Raw genomic sequence first — 903 nt, forward strand, 5'->3', positions numbered from 1 at the left:
CAGCCCGGTGGGCGGGTCCTCGCCGTACAGGGCGATCAGGTCGGGGTAGACCCCGTCCTTCTTCTCCGCGAAGAAGGTGCGCATGAACTTCGCCCGGCCGTCGAGGAACATGTACGCCATACCGGCCGTACTCTCGCCGTCCTCGTCGTCCTTGCCGGAGAACAGCGCCTCGATCTGCCCGTTCTCGTAGATCCGGGCGGGGATGTTCTCCATCTGGAAACCGGCCGGGGCGATGCCGTCCAGGCCCATCTCCTTGGTGGAGGAGGAGGCGGTGCGCATGAGGAACAGCGCGCCGACCTTGCCCTGCTGGCGGATCGCGTCGTCGTCGCCGAGGTCCTTGAGGTGCAGGGACTGCACGGCGAGCCGGATGCCGATGCCGACCTTGCGGCCGGTCTTTTGGATGTCGGCGATGAGGTAGGCGGTGGCCTTGCGCATCGCTTCGTCCGGGTGGGACAGCAGCCGGTTGATCTCGTCCAGCGTGATGTTGATGAGCGGCCACGGCTTGTTGAGGTCGAAGTCGCCGCGGCCCATCTCGTTGGAGAGCCGCTCGCGGTACTTCATGACCGCGTGCGCGGCCGTGAGCATCAGGAGCGTCTCCACCGGGCCCTTGGCGAACCAGTCGACGCGGCCTTCCGCCTCCGGGAGGGACATGCCGCCCTGGACGTCGCCGACCCAGGAGACGACGCCGGAGCGCTTCTCCGCGGCGAGGATCAGGTTCTGTAGGACGGACTTGCCAGCACCGGTGACGCCGGCGGTGATGCCGCGCAGCGCGCCCTGTCCGGGATCCCACAGCCGCATCCGGGCGGGCTTGCCGTCGTGGCAGACGCCGATGGTGACGCGGCCCTTGGAGTCCATCGTCAGGTCGTCGACGGTGGCCTTGCGGACCTTCACCAGCGGGTTCGT

At 68.1% G+C, this 903-nt stretch carries 1 pseudogene; it reads right to left on the bottom strand.

The window, feature by feature from the left end:
• Positions 1-903: pseudogene (locus IE106_RS29950) on the bottom strand (conjugal transfer protein TraA); the annotation flags it as partial.

This window comes from Streptomyces roseolilacinus (assembly GCF_014649335.1).
Classification (GTDB): Bacteria; Actinomycetota; Actinomycetes; order Streptomycetales; family Streptomycetaceae; genus Streptomyces; species Streptomyces roseolilacinus.